The 16,152-nt window shown below is 65.4% G+C and carries 7 protein-coding genes, 3 tRNA genes and 1 pseudogene; 7 read left to right on the forward strand and 4 right to left on the reverse strand.

Going from position 1 to position 16,152, the window contains the following annotated elements; genetic code table 11:
* Positions 1–84: 84 nt before the first annotated feature.
* From ACFFNX_RS00810 to ACFFNX_RS00835, 6 genes are all read left to right on the forward strand, one after another.
* Entirely contained in the window at positions 85–1,638 is a 1,554-nt protein-coding gene (locus tag ACFFNX_RS00810) for a metallophosphoesterase family protein (RefSeq protein ID WP_378193423.1), read from the forward strand.
* A gap of 93 nt (positions 1,639–1,731) precedes the next feature.
* A tRNA-Glu gene (locus ACFFNX_RS00815) sits at positions 1,732–1,804 on the forward strand.
* A 26-nt stretch (positions 1,805–1,830) separates the two neighbouring features.
* Positions 1,831–1,905, forward strand: a tRNA-Asp gene (locus ACFFNX_RS00820).
* 24 nt (positions 1,906–1,929) lie between these two features.
* A tRNA-Phe gene (locus ACFFNX_RS00825) sits at positions 1,930–2,003 on the forward strand.
* A gap of 721 nt (positions 2,004–2,724) precedes the next feature.
* Positions 2,725–4,398, forward strand: a complete 1,674-nt coding sequence (locus ACFFNX_RS00830; RefSeq protein ID WP_378193426.1) for a DEAD/DEAH box helicase family protein — start codon at positions 2,725–2,727, stop codon at positions 4,396–4,398.
* Between the two features lie 488 nt (positions 4,399–4,886).
* Positions 4,887–6,215, forward strand: coding sequence for a pentapeptide repeat-containing protein (locus ACFFNX_RS00835; RefSeq protein ID WP_378193429.1), 1,329 nt, complete (start codon positions 4,887–4,889; stop codon positions 6,213–6,215).
* A 226-nt stretch (positions 6,216–6,441) separates the two neighbouring features.
* On the opposite strand, the gene ACFFNX_RS00840 is transcribed toward ACFFNX_RS00835, so the two are convergent.
* The 3 genes and pseudogenes from ACFFNX_RS00840 to ACFFNX_RS52480 form a co-directional block, all read right to left on the reverse strand.
* A complete protein-coding gene (locus tag ACFFNX_RS00840; RefSeq protein ID WP_378193432.1) occupies positions 6,442–7,842 on the reverse strand; it encodes a tyrosine-type recombinase/integrase in 1,401 nt (466 codons plus the stop codon).
* Entirely contained in the window at positions 7,842–8,039 is a 198-nt protein-coding gene (locus tag ACFFNX_RS00845) for a helix-turn-helix transcriptional regulator (protein WP_378193435.1), read from the reverse strand. The genes ACFFNX_RS00840 and ACFFNX_RS00845 overlap by 1 nt, the downstream gene beginning before the upstream one ends.
* 233 nt (positions 8,040–8,272) lie before the next feature.
* Positions 8,273–10,226, reverse strand: a pseudogene (locus ACFFNX_RS52480) (YfjI family protein).
* A 1,346-nt stretch (positions 10,227–11,572) separates the two neighbouring features.
* Between ACFFNX_RS52480 and ACFFNX_RS00860 the strand changes: the two are divergent.
* Complete coding sequence (locus ACFFNX_RS00860; protein ID WP_378193438.1) at positions 11,573–12,115, forward strand: flavoprotein; 543 nt, start codon at positions 11,573–11,575, stop codon at positions 12,113–12,115.
* Between the two features lie 1,290 nt (positions 12,116–13,405).
* On the opposite strand, the gene ACFFNX_RS00865 is transcribed toward ACFFNX_RS00860, so the two are convergent.
* Positions 13,406–15,673 (reverse strand): DEAD/DEAH box helicase, encoded by a 2,268-nt coding sequence (locus ACFFNX_RS00865; protein ID WP_378193441.1) that lies wholly within the window; start codon positions 15,671–15,673, stop codon positions 13,406–13,408.
* Positions 15,674–16,152: the final 479 nt, after the last annotated feature.

Genomic DNA, 16,152 nt, shown 5'->3' on the forward strand with positions numbered 1-16,152 from the left:
CATTGTGCGTGGAGAGTGGTGGAAGCGAGCATAGGTACCAACGTGTTGACCCGAGTGATGACAGAAGCCCGCCGTATCGTGGCGATGCGGCGTGTCCGGCTCCCCGCGCGTATCACGGCGGTGATCGCGGTGGGACTGCTGGCGGGCTGGCTCGGCATGCTGTACGGCGGCCACGCCAGCACCGACATCGGCCCCGCCGACGTCACCTTCTCCCTCCGGCCGTCCCTCTCCGGCGGCACCGTGATCGACATCCCGCCGCTGGGCACGCTCCGCCTGGACAGCCATTCCGGCCCGGTAAGGGTCGATGCCCAGATCACCCAGATCCGCCCCGAATCCGCCCAGAAGCTCATCGAAGACCCGGCCGCCGTCGACCACCTCACCTCCACGATCGGCGGCGACATCCGCCACGGCTTCATCGTCATGATCACCAAGGCCACGCTGGCGGCGCTGGCGTGCGCCGCCCTGGCCGGCTTCGTCGTGTTCCGCACGTGGAAGCGCATGCTGTGGTCGACCCTCGCGGCCTTCAACGGCCTGCTGCTCGTCGGCATCCTCGGCGCGGTCACGTTCGACCCGCAGTCGGTCGCGGAGCCGCGCTTCACCGGAATCCTCGCCGGCGCCCCCCAGGTCGTCGGCGACGCCAAGTCCATCGTGTCCCGTTTCGGGGCGTACCGGGCCCAGCTCGCCCAACTCCTAGGAAACGTCTCGCGCCTGTACGACGTGACCTCGACGCTGCCGACGTACGAGCCCGACCCGACCACCATCCGCGTCCTGCACGTCTCCGACATCCACCTCAATCCGGTGGCGTGGAGCGTGATCCGCCAGGTGACCAAGCAGTTCAACGTCCAACTCGTCATCGACACGGGCGACCTGACCGACCACGGCTCCTCGGCGGAGGAGAAGTTCGCGAACGACATCTCCAAGATCAAGGTCCCGTACGTGTTCATCAAGGGGAACCACGACTCGGCCGACACCGAACGGTCCGTACGCCGCCAGAAGAACGGCGTCGTACTCGACAACCAGGTCAAGGACGTCGGAGGCCTGCGGATCTTCGGCATCGGCGACCCGCGCTTCACCCCCGACAAGACGACCCGCGGAGACGACGTCGACGCCCGCGAGATGCTCGCCATCGGCCAGGGCGCCGCGGCCCAGCTGACGGCCGCCCACGAGGCCCCGGACGTGGTGCTGGTCCATGATCCAGCCGAGGGCCAGGCGTTCGACGGCACGGCGCCCCTGGTGCTGAGCGGCCACCTGCACCAGCGCTCGACCCGCCTGCTGCCCTCGGGCACCCGCCTGTTCATCCAGGGCTCCACGGGAGGCGCCGGCATGCGGGGCCTGGAACACGAACAGCCGACCCCGATCGAGATGTCGGTGCTGTACTTCAACCGGACCAGCCACCGCCTCCAGGGCTGGGACGACATCCGCCTCGGCGGCCTGGGCCTGACCTCGGCCCAGATCGAACGCACCCTCGAACCCAAGCCGGACCGCCCGATCGGCCCACCACCGTCCGCCCGAACGCCGTTCGCCACACCCGCCTCACCGTCGGGTTCGCCTGCGGGTTCGCCTGTCGGTTCGCCTGTGGGCTCGCCGTCGGGTTCGCCCAGGTCAGCGAGCTCCAGCGCGGCGGGACGGCCGAGGTAGGGGAATCACTTTGGTGGTTGGGGCTGTTGTCCCCTATGCTTTCGGTGTCCCCGACGGCAGGCGCCAAGGGCAACACGGCGGCCACGCCGTCGAGTCCCCATCGTCTAGCGGCCTAGGACTCCGCCCTTTCAAGGCGGCAGCGCGGGTTCGAATCCCGTTGGGGGCACGATACCCTTCGGGGTAGCAAGGCAAGGTCCTGTGGAGCAGTTAGGAGTGCTCGCCACCCTGTCAAGGTGGAGGCCGCGGGTTCAAATCCCGTCAGGACCGCTGAGGCACCACCCGGTGCCATGCGGGCAGGTAGCTCAGTCGGTACGAGCGTCCGCCTGAAAAGCGGAAGGTCGGCGGTTCGACCCCGCCCCTGCCCACTCCCTGAGACTAGCGAAAACAGCGCCCGACCTGCGTAGACAGGTTCGGGCGCTGTTCGCGTTGTGTCCGGTTGTGTTCGGTCGTCACCGGCTGGCTGCGGGTGGCTGTGCCAAATACGTGCCAACGTCTCAGGCTTGGAGAGCTGCCTCGATGCGGCGCTTGGGGTTTCGTCTTGTCTCTGTGGTTGGACGAGCGACGATGTCGCCGGATGAGAGCTTTCTACACGCGGCTCTCAAGGGGCCCTGCTACGCCGGCCGACCGGCCCTCGGGCAGGGCGTGCGGGCTCTTCGGGCCGCCCCAGCCCGAGGCCAGTCGACCGCGCGGCCGAGTTGCTCCCTAGCGCCCGGCCCGTGCTGAGTCAGTCACGGGCAATGAGCTGGGCGAGTAGGGCCACCATCGTGGTGGCTCCCACTACGGCGGCTCCGATCTTGGGTGCATGCAGGGTCAGGGCGACGACGAGAACGCCGACCAGCAGGAGGACTACGAGACGTACGCTGATCTGTTCCATACGGATCTGCTTTCCATGTAGCGCCGACTGGGTTACGAGGCCAGCATGGGTGCACAACCGACGGTGCTGACGACCTCAAGTCGATCACTGACGGCATCGACCAAGAACAGATGCCGTCTGACAGTTCCTGACGTGTTTCGCCGACCGTCTGTACAAGCGTCGGTGCGTCTGGTTTACAGGATCTGACACGGAAATCGGCTAGAGGGGGAGAGATGGCGGTTGCCCAGCCTTGGAGGAGGCCCGAGCTGGCTGACCAGCCGGATCTGAAGAAGCTGAACGATGAGCTCCACGATCTGAGACTGGACGCAGGGCTCCCGTCGGCGCGAATAATTCGCGACCGCATCGGGACGGATGCGCAGGAGTACTGGATCGTGAATCACCAGGCCGTGCTGGACATCTTTCAGAAACCGGATCTCCCTCAGTGGGGCCGCCTCGAACTCGTCGTCAGCGTGTTGGCCGAAGGTGCTCGACGCAACGATGTAAGTCGCGAAGTCGACCGCTTCAAAGATTTGTGGAAGCAAGCGTTCAGAGAAACAGTTAGGCAAGCAGCAGTATCTCCAGCAGATGCCACGGCGTCTGCTGGAGATGATGAGGCGAATGCCGCGGCCGCCCCTTTCGAGGAGCAGCGTAAGCAGGACACCCCGAACACAAACGAGCGGGCGACAGCAGAGCCACCCGCTGGCACCGAGCCACCCGCCGACGACGATCAAGCCGCTGCGCAGTTCAACTACGCAGGGGAGTCGTTGAAGTCGCTGATCATGAACGCGGCACAGGAGTTGTGGGACGACAAGGACGCGTTGAGGGTGTTCCTTGGCGTGGTGCGCCGTAGTGAACAGTTCGTCAAATTGGCCGATGCGCTAGAGACGATGGAGGTGCGGCCAGCGAACGCAACTTACTACGGCGTGAAGAGCAAAGAGTTTGAGATGGCCTACTCCCCGGCGCGACACGAACTGGTCACACTGCATCGCTTCCTTAACCAACACAGGCTAAAGAAAAAGTGGTCCTTCACCGATATGGAGAATCAGACGGGCATCTCGTCGGATTCGTGGATCCGCTGGTACACCCGTGATGAACTGCCGGAGCGAGAGGCTGTCGTCGCGTTCTCTCACGTGGCGAGGCTGATGCTAGAGGACCACGTCCTATTGCTGGGCCTGTGGGACGCTGCCCGTGACGCGTTGGAGGCCCAGGAACGCGCTGCCGCGTTGCCGTCCCCTATCAGCTTCGATGAGGCGTGGATGATGCGTGACCCGGCGACACCGAGGTTGTGGGCGCTCGCGGGTGTCGGGGGCGACGGCCTGACCGCGTACGGCCCTGATCTGGGCTCCGGTACGGCTCCGGCGTTCGTGATAGCCGGGCCCGCCGGATCGGGCCGCTCCACGGCACTGGTTAACACCGTGCGTTCTCTGCTCGCAACTGGCACCCGGCTCGTGCTGGCCGCTCCCAGGCCATCTCCTCTGCGGGAATTAGCTGATCTGGATGGTGTGATGGCCTGCTTCGTGCAAGACGACATCAAGCACGATGAACTTGAAGAGACTTTGTCGAAGGCTTCCACTGAAAACCCGGTCGTTATCGTGATGGACGACGCGGAGGTTTTGGCCGAGTGCGATGCCTCGCGTCTCCTAAAGAGCCTGCTGCAGCATGGATTTGACGAAGGTGCGGCGCTGATCCTAGGCGGCGATGAAGACAAGCTCTGGCGAAGCTTCCACTGGCTGGATAGCGCGAAGAAAGCCCACCGCGGCCTCCTGCTGTCCCCCCAAAAGTGGGACGCCGGAAATCTGATCGGCATCAGCACCGGAAAATCCATTATCGGCAGCGCTGTCACGCCTGGCCGAGGATGGCTTCACCTCGGGGACGGCAAACTACTGGCGGTAACCGTGCCGCAGTGAGGACGTCTGCCACAGCATCGAAGTACAGCGCGACCACACACACCACTACATCCACAGCGCAGCGTTCGCGGAGCGGAGCGCCGGTAGTCCACTACGAGGAGATGCGGGCACTCGACGGCCAGCGGACGTTTGTTGACGGTCTTGAACTTACTTGATCTTGCTACGGATCAGACGGCCTAGGCCGTTACCGATCGCTGTTGGTAGTTCCTGTCTGCTCGCGGTTAGGGTGATCGCTCATTAGTTGAGCATGAATTGAGCATGTTCGTGCGATTCTTGGTGAGGCCGTCATCTCTCGGTCTGGTGGGTGCAGGGCCCGCGATCGGTCGGCAGCTGGACGACTTGCGACAACGTTGCCGGCCCTGCCGGGATCAGGGCGCCAGGATCGACATCACCCGAACAGGCCAGACTCTTCCCCAGAGGGTGGGCCGAACCAGACGGGATGGGCTGGCGGGTTTGATCGTGCGCGTCCTCCGCAATCTCAGCGGATCTTGGCCACCGCAGAGGCCGGGCCGGTTACGGTGACGGTCACTGGTGGCGAAAGGAACGCATTTGTGAGCGGTCAGGTCGATCGGGACGAGCGGGCTCCTTTGCAGACGATGCCTTGGTGGGTGGCGGTCATCGGCGCAGCAGCCGTTGCCGTATCCGCAACTGCCACGACGCTTTGGCTGTTGTCGATTGCCGGGCATGATGCGTCGCTGCGGATTGAGGCGATCAAGATCGGTCTCAGCGTCGGGGCAGGGACCGGTGGGGCCGTCGCGTTGCTGCTGGCGGTGAGGCGTCAATGGCTGAGCGAACGTACCCAAGCACACGCTGAAGACGTCGCACGGATCACCCACGCACATGCAGAGGCAGTCGCGCGGGACAACGCTTATGATGCGACTCAGCGTCGTGTCACTGAATTGTATGGCAAGGCCGTTGAGCAGCTTGGCCACGCTAACGCCCCGGTTCGTCTCGGTGGCCTGTACTCTCTCGAACGTCTTGCTCAAGACCACAGCGAGCACCGGCAGACCGTGGTCGATGTCGTCTGCGCTTATCTTCGGATGCCCTTCAATCCACCGTTGTCAGTTCCTGCTGAGAGTCAGAAACCACTAGTCGACAAAGACGTCGGCAGCAGTTCAGCGGAGACCCGTCATGGCGGTAGCGATGTCCGGGAAGAACTCCAAGTTCGGCTGGCAGCACAACGAATGCTCGCCCGCCATCTCGCATTATCGGATGACCGCAGCATTGTCGACCAGCATGCAAATATCTCAGGCATTTACTGGGATGGAATGCGTATCGATCTCAACGGTGCCCACCTCGTCGAATTCGATCTCGCTCAATGTCGCCTTGGTCATGCCGATTTTCGCTACGCCCAGTTCAGTGGTGGCGCGATATTTACCGAAGCCCAGTTCGATGGGGATGTCATGTTCGATGGAGCGCAGTTCGGCCGGTATGCGATGTTCGCCGAAGCCCAGTTCGACAGGTGTGTCACATTTGATGGGGTCAGGTTCCATGGGGACGCGATATTCATCGAAGCCCGGTTTGACGAAGACGCGACGTTTGTGGACACTCAGTTCAATGGAGACGCTATCTTCAGCGGAGCCAATTTCAGTAAGCATGCGGGATTCGGTAAAGCTCGGTTTGGCAAGGACGTGAAGTTCGTCAGCGCCAAATTCGACGGCGGTGGACTAGCCTGGTTTGACGGAGTCGAATTCAGCACGCGACCCGATTTCACGGGAGCCCTAGCTAGACATCCCGGTGATCGGCACAGTTGGCCGGATGGCTGGCATATTCACCCAGGCTCGCCATCGGGGATGGCCCCATTGGTCCGGCAGTAGTGATGCCCATCGCCGAGACGTCGGTCGTTTGGGTCGAAGAGGGTAACAGGGCGATTGTTGATCCGGAAGTGGAGGTCGGTGGCTCGGCCGCCCCTAGCCGCCATTCCAGGGCAGCAAAGAATAGCGCCCCACCTAAATGAATAGGTCGGGCGCTGTTCGTTAGGCCTCCGGTCGTGTCTCTCAATGGCTGGCGGGAGGTGGCTATGCCAAACTATGTGTCCAAGTCCTATCCCCGCAGAGCTGCCTCGATGCGGCGCTTGGAGGTCTCGTCCTGGCCCTCGATGCACTTGGCGTAGACCTTGAGCAAGACGGAGACGCTATGGCCGGCCCACTCCGCAACTTGAGCGGGTGGTACGCCTCCGTTTAGCCACGTGGAGACGCAGGCGTGGCGGAGGTCGTAGACGCGTCGGGCGAGGGGTGAGGAGTACTCAGCGGGGCTGAGTGCGATTCTGCGGGCGTTGTCCCAGGCTCGGCGGTAGGTGATCGTCGAGAGCTCTCCGCCGCGTATGCCGGCGAATACGCGTCCCTCCGGGCCGGGGGCGAACGCGGTCAGGTGCCAGCGCAGGAGCTTGGTGAGCGGTGGTGCTGTGGGGACGTGGCGCCACTCTCCCTCGGGGCGGGCTTTGAGTTGGCGTTGTTCGCGGCGGCTGCCGTCGTCGGTCCATTCGGCGCCGACTTCGGGGGAAGCGGTGCAGAAGGCGAGTTCGCCCCAGTTGTCGGCGGGTTCTTCCCACTTACCGCTTTCTCCTTCCCATGCCAGTGCGGGCAGGGCGACGTTTTCGCGGCGGAGGTTGACGGCTTCCTCTGGGCGGAGGCCGGCGTAGTAGAGGATGGCGAAGAACGCGACCAGCCTCGGGCCGCTGGGCTCTTGGGCGCGAATAGCGTCGAGGAGTTGTCGTGCCTGGGTGTGGTTGACGACGGAGCGCCGATCTATCTCGGATGAGGTCTTGGGAGCTTTCCACTTGACGGCCTTGACGGGGTTCTCAGTGAGTAGGCCGAGTTCGATCGCGTACTCACATGCGTTGTGCAGGATCGCGCGGTTTCGTCGAACTGTTGAGGGTGCTGCCGGTGTTCCGTCGAGGAGTGTTGCAGCGGCGTCGAGGACGGCGCGGGCCGTCTTGGTGTCGGCCAGCGCGGAGGCGGGCTTGGTGTTACGCGCGACCCACTGGAGAACCCGGGCGGCGTTGTCGGGGCAATGCTCGCGGTTCTTGGTGTTGAACGCCCATCGTCGGAGGGCCGAGCGGATCGCCTTGTCTTCGGGCTTGCCTCGCTCGCCAGCCAGCATCGCGGGCATGACAGTCACGAGCGCCCAGGCCGTGTTGGCGCGGTGCTTCCCTGAAGAGCCTTTCCATTTCATGTCCACGTAGGCGAGGCAGAAGTCGTACCACGTCATGTCAGTGCGGGCTCGTCCCCAGGAGACCGGGCGTCCGGTGGTGACGTCGAACGCCTCGCCTTTTCGGGCGGCGCTTCGTAGTTCGGCTTCGAAACTCGCCGCTTGAGCCTTGTTGCGGAACATCTCCCTCCACACTTTGGCGCTGGTCTTCCAGCGAGTGCGGTAGGTCGTGATCGTGCTGCCCTTGTAGACCTCGGTCTTGTAGATGCGGACGTCGTAGGTGATGTTCTGCATCAGGCGGCGTCCTCTCGGGCGGTCAGCCAGCGGTCGAGTTCGGTGCGGCGGATGCGCAGGCTGCCGTTGGGCAGGGTGATGCAGCGGGGCGCTTTCCGCTTGGCTCGCCAGTCGTAGAAGGTCGATCGGGTGATGCCGAGTTCGGCGCAGACTTCGGCGAGGGTGAGTTTGTCGCGAGTGCGCTCGGCGGTCTTCATCAGCAAGCCCCTCCGGGTGGTGCCGGTTCGATCAGATGGAGGCGTTCGGTCGGCTCGTGTCGTCGGTGACAGTGCGTGTCCGGCTCGGAGGGCTGGTGGGGCGCGAGGCGCGTGCAGCATGTCAGCGAAATTCAGCAGAAAGGCTTTTGCTGATTTCTGCTGACGCGCTGCGGAGCGCTCGGGTGTTCCGGGCCGGTTGCGTTGGTGACGGTCGGCGACGTGCGCGAGGACGGTCACCGCGGGGTTTCCAGGGCGCTCGGGTGGAGTTCGTAGGTGGGGGCCGCTGGGCGTCCGCGTCCGGTGCGCGGTGGTGGTGGCAGGCGGCGGAGCCAGCCGTGGCTTTCGAGGAGGCGGAGGCCGGGGTCGAGGTCGGTGACCTTCTTGAAGCGGCGCAGGGCGGGGAGGACGTCGCGTGTGGTGAAGCGGGTCGTGGTGGTGTTGCGCGCCCAGTCGAGGATGGCCTTGGCGTCGGTGGTGGCGGGGTCTGCGCCGATGGCGTCGTAGGCGGCTTTGGCGTGTTCGGTGAAGTAGTCGGCGATGTCGCGGGCGTCGGCGAACGTGTCGGCGGTGATGGGGGTGTCCCACTCGTCGCGGTAGTGCTTGGCGAGGTGGAGGAGGCCGGCGATGCGTACGGTTGCGCCGGTGAGCTTGCCGCCCCAGTCGGTCATGTGCGCGAGGTCGCCGTCTGGGCGGAAGCGCGGTTCGATGTCGGCGAGGAGCTGAACGATCGACGCTTGCGCCTCGGGTGTGAAGGTGAGCGTCGCTGGCTCGGGCAGGCGCGCCAGCGACAGAATCAGCGTCTTCGCGTTGAGCCGGTAGGTCGCTTCCTGCTCTTCCGGCATCGGCGAAGGCTGGTTGTTCCGGTAGCCCAACAGGGACTCAGGAACGGAGAACAGCAGGCGTCCCAAGAGCCCCTGATCGCGAAATTGCGGTGTGGCACCGAGTTCGGCCAGGACGCCAGGTTGGGTGCAGATTCCAAGGGTGACGGTGGCGGCGTCGATCTGTTCGGACTCGCGCCCCATGCGATCGACGCGGATCTCCTCGCCTGCGTGGCCCTTCTTCAGGACGGCGAAGTTCGGGGCTCCGGAGTAGCGGCCGGCCGCGATGGAGAAAACTTCCTTCTCCGGAGAGAGCACTGCCATGCGTCCGCCCTGCTCGTACAGGAGCGAGGTGAGGACTTCGACCGTCGCGTCGTCGGAGAACAGGCGCGGCGTGGCAGGGACACGGGCGGCGTCGAGGTCGAGCTTGGCGCGGGCGGCTTCGGCGAGCGCGGCGTCCTTCTCTGCCGGATTGAGGGGCGTTCTCTGCGGCCTTGGCGGTCTTGTCGGCTTCGGCTTCGGCCATGCGGCGTCGGATGACCGCTTCGGCGATCAGCGGCTCGGCGTCGGTGATCAGCGTCTTCTCGGCGGCTTTGATGGGTGCGCACATGGCCCGGTAGACCTCGGACTTGCGGTTGCCGGGCGGCAGCACGACGACGGTGAACAGGTTCGCCGGCTCCCGCCAGGCGGGGGCCTGGACCCAGACTTTGCCGCCGGCTGCGACGGCGAGCACGGCCAGGGCGAGGCAACCGGCGAGATCGGCGGGGGTCTGGGTGACCTCGGCCAGGCTCGCGGCGTACTCGCCGATCCAGTCCGGCAACGTCCACAGCGGGAAGGACGGCAGACCGGTCGCGGTCGAGGTGAGCGGTGTCGGGTCGGGCCAGCCGCGCGTGTCTGTGGCGGTGACGGTGGCGAGTTCGGCGGTGACGGCGGCGCGAAGGTCGGTGGTGTTGCCTTGGGCGGGTGCGTCGTAGCCGAGTTGGGTGAGGCGGGTGCCGGTCTCGATGACGCGGCGGGCGTAGGCTAGGTCTCGTACGAGCTGGGCGTAGTAGCCGGCGTTCGCGGCGGTCGGGACGACGCTCACGAGGGTGTGCAGGTACGGAGCACCGCCGGCCTTCGTCAGGTTCTTGCCGAGGGCGGCGGCGACCGGGATGGCGTGGAACGGGTCGCCGTGGTCGGCGAGGCCGGTAATGGTCTCCCAGATCCGCGTGTGTGCGGGTCGGTAGAACTCGCTCCCGTCGAGCAGTTCCCGGACTTCGGCGAGTACGGGTGGGGCGAGCATCACGGCACCGAGCACGACCTGTTCGGCCTCGATGTTGTGCGGCAGCACGCGGCCCGGCTCGGCGTCGTCCTGGTCCCCGTTGGACACAGACCCGCGCTGCTACGCGGACGGCATGGCAGTCGCCATGGCGCTCAGCGAGCCACAAGAGGACCCGGACGCCCGTACGTACCGTCGGATCTTCCCTGGGCGGCCCGACCATCGCGAGCTGTGCGTGTCCACTTGGCTCTGACTGGCATCAAGCCCTCGTAGCTCAGGGGATAGAGCAACGGTTTCCTAAATGGTGTCTCCCTAATTAAGGCGATCGTGCTGGCACGGGGGTGTGCTAACGCGGTGCTAACAACTGCTCTGGACGACACCGGACGCCCACGGACTCTTCGGAGGTGAGAGGCCAGTCAGTGGTCAGATCTGGACCCAGTGGACATGGCTAGCCTCACTCGTAATGAACAGGTCTTTGGTCGTTTCCTGCGCGCCGAGCCTGATCGTTCCGGAATTCCCTTGCTGATGAGACCGGCACGAACGAACTGGTAGGTGTTGGCGCCGTAGATCTCTGCACACGCTGGGAAGCGCGAAAGGCAGCCGGTCTTGCGGGTTGCGTGGGCTACGCTGCCGGGCTCCCGGATCGTGGAGTAGTAGGCAGGACTTCACCAGCGGCCGCCCACATTGCGTAGCAACCGCCACAGCAGCGGGCCTGACCCCCGCAGGGTCGTCAACAGGGCAAACGTAGCCGATAGGGCACCAGGTGACCGTCTCTTCCTGTGTCTCACGCCAACAGTCATCTGGATGTGGTCATCCGTTATGGACGGATGCGCGTCGTATGGGAGCGTGGATAGAAGCGGGGGAGTCCAGTGTCACAGAAGAAACAGCCGGTGGCCGGGTGCGGCTGTCTAGCCATTATCGTGCTGATCATCATCGGCGCTATAGGCGACGCCTGCTCCTCGTCGGGTACATCGACGAGCCAATCAGCGTCACCATCCACCACCTCGGCAGTGTCCTCTCCTTGGTTCGGCGCTGCTGCGACGCCTTCTCCCACGCACGCTCGCCGCCGCCGCACTGCTGCGACTCATTCCCCCGCGCACGCTCGCCGCCACGCACCGCCGCCGAGGACTGCGCCCGCACGGCGGCGAACCTGCTATCCCCTGACCAATTCTGGGGCGTGTTATAAGCTGAGGGAGTTCTGCCGCAAGTCTGATCGTGGTGCCAGGGGTGTCGCAGGCAACGGCGAGAAGATTCGTTGTGAGGACAACAACGGGTGGCGGTGGGAACCCGTCTAACTATGACTTTACGAGCCCACTATGCGGGGCACGGGTTATGCGCGGGAAGGACTTAGCGCAGGACCACGGACGACACAACACGAGCGCAGGTCATCGGGAAACGGGGTCGAAATCGCCGACCCTTGGTAGTCCGCCGGCTTATCTGTGCGCGATGCTGAGGGTATGACCGCTCCCGTGCTTTACGTGATCGTGTGTGCGTGTCCTCCCGCTCGCGATGTCGGAGAACTGGTCGGGCTCGCCAAGGAGCGTGGCTGGGACACGTGTGTGCTCACCACACCTTTGGCCCGTCGGTTCGTTGACGTCGAGGAGCTCGTCGCGTTGACGGGTCACCCTGTACGCAGCGAGTACAAGCATCCAGACGAGCCGGACGTCTTGCCGCCTGCCGAGGCAGTGATCATCGCCCCCGCGACGGTGAACACCATCAACAAATGGGCCGCGGGGATCTGCGACACGCTCGCCCTCGGAATCCTCGTAGAGGGCATCGGCCTCGGCCTGCCCATCGTGGCGGTCCCTTCCTCGAACCGGGCACACACCTCTCACCCAGTGTTCGTTGAGAACATCGCACGCCTTCGTTCGTGGGGCGTGACGGTCATCTGGGAAAGGGGCGGATACCCGGTGCACGATCCATCGACAGGGAGCAACACGGCACCGATCCCTTGGAGGGCCGCGCTCGATGCGATCGCCGTGAAGACCGAATCAGGTTGAGCTGGCGTCGTGATGGCTTTGGAGCGAGCTCAACCACCCTCGCGGCTTGCTTGAGCCGCGTGCAGCGACGAGTTGCATTCACTCTTCTGAGGCTTCGGTGCAGCAATGCACCGGGGCTACATGGCTGACCCATCTGAAGGCGCTGTGCGATGTGTACTCCCTGGCCCTGGATCCGTCCAACGAATCAGCTGCTCACACACCAGGCGCACCCCCAGCGCGTACACGAGTCGGTCGGCGATTGAGATCGGCACGCCCAGCCAGAAGCCCAGCCGGCCCAGCTCGCGAGCCACCACGACCTGAGAAGCCCGAACAGTGTCACTGCGGCGATCAACGCGAGCGAGCCGATGTACAGCCAGCGCACCAGCAACGGCGCGAAGCGGCTTCGAACTGGACATCGAGCAGGTCTGCCAGTTGGGAACGTGACCGCTCGTGCTTCAGCAGACCCGGCGACGTACCCGGCCGCGAGGTGTGGAACGTCATACGCCCAAGCGTCCGTACGTTGGCTCGCGGGGTCACGTGACGAGCCGTGTCTATGGCGAACGCGCATGCGGTCTGACGACAACGTCCCCTCCCAACGGCTCACATGGGCGCACGTCGACCACCGTCTGACCTCGGCCCGGGCGCCACGAACAGGGCTGATGCCACTCCTGAAAAGCGGAAGGTCGGCGGTTCGACCCCGCCCCTGCCCACCACTTAGACCAGCAAGAAACAGTGTCTGGCCTGCATGAACGAGGTCGGACGCTATTTCGTTAAGTCCAGCTGTGACTGATCATCAACGGCTGTCGGCGGCTGGCTGGGCCAAATACGTGCCCAAGTCCGCAGATCACCCACTGGCGTGGAGGGCGCTTCGCTTTGGGCTGGAATGGTGTTTCCAGGGGTGGCCCCAGCGGGGATACACGCAAACCTTCACTGGCCCCACCTGCGGCTTTGCGGCTCGGGCGGCGGATGATGCGCGGCAGCCTCCGTGCTGGAATGTGCTGAGTGCCTCAGCTGCCGGCGGTGCCGTCCCCGGGCTCGTCATCGAAGGTCTGCCTGCGGGTGATCCAGGCGAGAACCTGACGGATGGCTGCAGCCTGCTCGCGAACTAGCAATCATCCGCAGCGACTACGGGGCGGTCCTGGTCGATTCGGCCGTGAATGCCGTGCAGACTTCCCGCCGTCCGTCACCGTGCGGGCCGAACCTCGCGCCCAAGGAGTTCGCCGAAGCACAAGCTCGGCGCCCTGTTTGAAGGCGTCCTCCGCAATGACCCGGCCGTATAGCAAGCGAAGCGCCCTGCGGTTGCTCGGCGGGTCATGCCACCTTGAGGCGCTTCTGTTCCGCGGCCACGATTCGGCGGCGCAGTTCGGTCTCGGAGCCCGTGTCCACCGCGTCCGGCGCGGCGTTCGCCAGGTCGCTGCGGCGTGCGTACTCGTCGAACGCCTCGCGCTTGTCCGCCAGCAGCTCGAGGACTCGTTCGTCGACGCTGTCTCCGCACAGCAGCCGGTGTACGTCCACGCGGCGTACCTGGCCCATCCGGTGCGCGCGGGCGATTGCCTGCTCCTCGATCGACGGCGTCAGTTGCGGCTCGGCGATGATGATCACCGAGGCGGCCTGGATGTTCAGGCCCACACCGCCCGCCTGGATCTGGGAGACCAGCACCGCGGGCCCCTTGGTGGCGGTGAACTCGTCCACCATCGCCTGGCGGTCCGTCGGCGAGATGTCTCCGGTCAGCGGGCCGACGACGTGCACGCCCGGGACGCCATCACGCTCGGAGCCCAGTACCTGTGTCACCGTCTCCAGCACGTCGCGGAAGTATGAGAAAACCACGACCTTGCGCCTGCCGTCCGCGGCCTCGCCGACGATCTCCACCAGCCGCCGGAGCTTCGGTGATCCCTTCACGGTCCCCGGGTCGTACGCCGCCCGGCGCATCGCCATGAAGTTTCCCGCGAGAACCGCCTTCCGGTACGCCCGCAGCGTCGATCCCTCGAGTGCCACCCATTCCTGCGTCTCCAGCCGCGGCGGAAGTTCGCTGAGCACGTCTTCCTGGTTGCGTCGCAGGTAGACCGGTGCCACCGTCTCCCGGAACCTGGTGCCGTCCAGCGACCCGTCCGCGATGTCCAGGTTCCCGGCGACCTCCGGACGCAGGTGCCCGACCAGCACGCGGAACTCCCTCACCTTGTTCTCCATCGGCGTCCCCGTCAGGAACAGCACCCGCCTGCTCAGCGCCGCCCATTCGCTGACCGCCTGCGTGCGAAGCGCATTCGGGTTCTTCACGTAGTGCGCCTCATCGACGACCATCATCGCCACCGAGACGTCCAGGTCCTCCGGCATGGCGCGCAGCGCCTCGAACGTCGTGATCGCCACGCCGCCCGTGGCCGCCCACTCCTGCTGGGCCGCCTCTCGTTTCTCGCCCGGCCCGTGTACGCGGCGGGCCTCCAGCAGCGTGTGCCGCTCAACCTCGCGAGTCCAGTTGACGACCACGCTCGCCGGGCAGACGACCAGGAAGTGCGTCGCGCCCTTGGCCGCCAGGTGGCACATCGCAGCCAGCGACTGCATCGTCTTGCCCAGGCCCATCTCGTCGCCGAGGATCACCCGCTCCTGAACCAGCGCGAACCTCGCGCCGAACGCCTGGTAGCCCCGCAGCGACGTCTTGAGGAGGGACTGGTCGAGGGGGAGCACGCGGACTTGCTCGGCGATGTCGGCGGGGAGGAAGCCCTGGCCGGCCTCCTTGACCGGGTCGAGTCCGCCCACCTCGATCAGCAGGGCGTTGTACGCGACCGGTCGGGCGAGGTAATCGCTCCATAGCCGGGTAGCCCGCGGTGTCTTTTGGGCCCTCTCCAGCACGGACTCGGCTCTGGACAGGCGTTTGCGAGCCGCGGTGACCTTCTTGGAACTTAGAGTGGCGTCCAGCTCTGCGAGTGCGTCCCGAGCCTCCTGCCTCTTCCGCTTGGAGAATGTGAGGAGCATTCGTCCGCGGCTCGCACCGCGTGCCGCCGGGCCGAGGTGACGCCCGAGCTCACTTGCCAGCGCGCTCGGGTCCGGGCCCTTCATCACGGGAGGCCTGGTGCGCTCGTAGCGGCGCAAGGCGGCGATGAGCGCGGTCTGCTCGGGGGTACGGGCGTCCGGCTCGATGCGGACGCGGATGCTTTCCTCGACGGACTCCCTCATCTGCCATGCGGCCGCCATGATCCGCTTGGCCGTCCTTCGGCGTACTCGGGCGACTCGCCCGAGCCCTTCTGTGCCGGCCGTGAGGACCGCGCCGACTGTGTCGAGACCGGCGTCGCTGACGGGGGCGAACGTGACCCGGCGACCCCGGACGAGCTCCCGGAGCCGGTCCACCGGCATTCTGTCCAGCTCGCCGGTGACAAGCTGGTCGCGCACCACTGTGTACGCCCGTCGCGCGACCTCGCGGGATTCCTCCGGCGCGGCCAGGACCGCCTCGATGGCGTCGTGGACCGCACGGCCGTCGGAGACGATGGCGCGGGCCGCCCGTCCCGGGCGCAGGGGTGTGGCTTCGGGGGGCTCTCCCTCGGCCTTCGCAGGCTCCGTGTCGCTCGTCAGGTCCGCTGTGTGTGCCAAAGTGGTCGAGGGTCTCCGCATTGGAACTGGCGATCGGGCTAATCGCGAAGATAGAGGATATCGCCGACACCTCAGGAATCTCGCCAGGTTTCCGTCAGAGGACCGGCTCCCTACCGTGGCCACCGTTCTCCCACGCTCATGGGGCGTCGGGCGTGCGCCGACGTCGAGGGTCCGCTGGGGCGTACGCACGCCAAGGAAACTCGGGTCCGATCCAGCGGATCAGTTCAGACGCGCGATCGCGAACGGCGTCACGGCCGCGATCAGTACGAGCGAGCCGACGAACACCGGGCCGCGTTGACTTGGGGGGCGCATGACGTGCCGAGCCTGCGGCGAACGCACATGCGGCCTGACGACAACGTCCCCTTCCAACGGCTCACATGGGCACATGTCGGCCACCGTCTGACCTCGGCTCGGGCAACGTGAGCGGGGGTGATGGCACTTCTGAAAAGCGGAAGGTCGGCGTTCCGACCCCGTTATAC

The organism is Actinoallomurus acaciae (genome assembly GCF_042429965.1).
Lineage (GTDB): Bacteria > Actinomycetota > Actinomycetes > Streptosporangiales > Streptosporangiaceae > Actinoallomurus > Actinoallomurus acaciae.